The 2,307-nt window shown below is 43.3% G+C and carries 1 protein-coding gene and 1 pseudogene; both read right to left on the reverse strand.

The features are described from left to right. Window positions 1–764, reverse strand: a pseudogene (locus ACH2DQ_RS20560) (deoxyguanosinetriphosphate triphosphohydrolase); the annotation flags it as partial. 183 nt (window positions 765–947) lie between these two features. After that, the coding region (locus ACH2DQ_RS20565; protein WP_395028116.1) for a ComEC/Rec2 family competence protein at window positions 948–2,307 on the reverse strand (1,360 nt) is incomplete at its 5' end.

Genomic DNA, 2,307 nt, shown 5'->3' on the forward strand with positions numbered 1-2,307 from the left:
AACATAAATGACCTGAGTCCCTGCAGTTGCTCTTCAATATTATATGACATAATGATATATTCTTTCTCTTCACTTTTTCTTTCTATATCGTTTATCAGGTTATTTTACCTTTCCAGGATCGTAATCCCCAGAATTTCCCGATATTCAATCGGAATATCCTCTTCCCTCAGAATGCCCGCACGCTCTGCATCATCGATATCATGATTGATATAAGCGATTTTATCAGAAAGCCGCACAACTTTTCCTTCCAGGGTACCCGGATTTCCGGATGTTCTGTGATTGAAGATCCCATCCCGTACCTCCCAGGTCAGGTTTAATCCCTTCCCCTTTTTCTCAAGCAGTTCTACTACCCGCACACTCTGTTCAAAGTGGGTAAATCCAAGCGGGCAGACCTCATTTAATGCACTTTCTCCGGAATGTCCAAAAGGAGTGTGTCCCAGGTCATGTCCCAGCGCAATTGCCTCTGCCAGGTTGTCATTCAGTCCTAGTGCCTGGGCTATCGTTCTTGCCGTCTGAGAAACTTCCAGGGTATGAGTCAGGCGGGTTCGGTAATGATCACCTAAGGGAGTTAAAAACACCTGGGTTTTATGTTTCAACCTGCGAAAAGACTTGCAGTGTAAAATCCTGTCCCGGTCCCTCTGGTATACGGGACGTATATCGCATTGAGGTTCATCTCTGTCCCGGCCTCTGGAGTTCTTACTAAGAGATGCAAAGGGACTAAAAATCTGTTCTTCTCTAAGTTCTGCTTTTTCTCTAATCGTCAACACCTGTCTCCTCCTTTTCCAAAGCGTGTTTGAAATTTATTGCCGCGAGCAACGAGCCAAACGGGCACGCTGGCGCGTCCATTTAACGACTGAATTAAATTTTCAAACCCACTCTAACATTCTCATACTAAATATATTCCGCAAAAAATGGTTTTTTCCTTTATTTTTCTTCGAAAATTTTACTTATTTTGGATTTTTGGGATTTTTCATACTACGGATATCCATTTCCCTTCCATTGCTGGACACTTCCAGTGCCCCGTAATCCGTGGTGGAATAATAAGCCACGCCTGCACTTTTAAGCCGGTTTACAAGTTCTTCATGGGGATGACCATAACGATTATCCTTCCCACAGGACAGGATGCCTATCCGGGGCCGGACTGCCTCCAGAAATGTATCCGGTGTGCTGTTTTTGGAACCATGATGTGCCACCTTCAGAAGATCGGCCCTCTCCAGTTCATTCAACATTTCACCTTCCCCCGCACCTTCCACATCTCCGGCAAAAAACACGCGAAAATCTTTGTATGCCATTTGCAGCACCATAGAATTTTCATTTCGGTCTTCTGAAGCGGAATTTTTCGAAGGATGCAGGCAGGAAAAAGAAATCCTGCCATTTAAAATTCTATCACCTTTTTGGAAATATAGAACCATTATTTTATTTTTTTTCGCTAATTTTTCAATTTCCAGATATTCTTCATCCTTTTTTGACAATTTTGGCAGAACGAGATGCCGGATTGACACCCCGGATGCATTTTCTCCTGCTAAGTTTAAAGCATATGCCTCCAGAAGTTCCAAAATGCCATTTATATGATCCGCATCCATATGGCTGATGAACAAATAATCTATTTTCCGGATTCCCCGGCTCTTTAGAAAGGGCTCAATTCTTTTACTGCCTACCTGTTTTACATCGCTGCTGCCTCCGTCTATCAAACAATTAATTCCTCCGGGTGCCTGTATGCAGATGCCATCTCCCTGCCCCACATCCAGAAATGTGATTCTCATCCCGTTTCCCGGCTGTCTGGATATGAGAAACATCATCAATGCCGTTCCCCAGACCCATTTAAAAATCTCTCCGGACTTCTTTTGGGGTTTGATCAGACATATTGCCAATAACAACAGATAATAGACAACCATCTGCCATAAGTCTGGTTTTCCAACGATTATTTTAGCCAGGGGCAGATTCAGAACTGCAGCACAGAGATATTTGTACAGCCCCAATATGTAATAACAGGGGGAAACCAGAAAAATACCTGCGGGAACAAATATAAGTCCCGCCATGCCGCCTGCAATACCGAATCCCAATACCAGACTCATAAGCGGAATAACCACCAGATTTAAAAGAACACCATATAAAGGTATTTCAAAATAAAAAAACAGTACTATGGGGATGGTGGTAAACTGAATCGCCAGACTGACCAGAAAGGATTCCAGCAGCTTATTTTTGCAATTACATATATTCCTTATGACAGGTGCAAGGACCGCAACCCCCAGGACTGCTGAAAAAGATAGTAAAAATCCTGCATCTGTGAGGTACCTTGGATTCCCC

This window comes from Robinsoniella sp. (assembly GCF_034124845.1).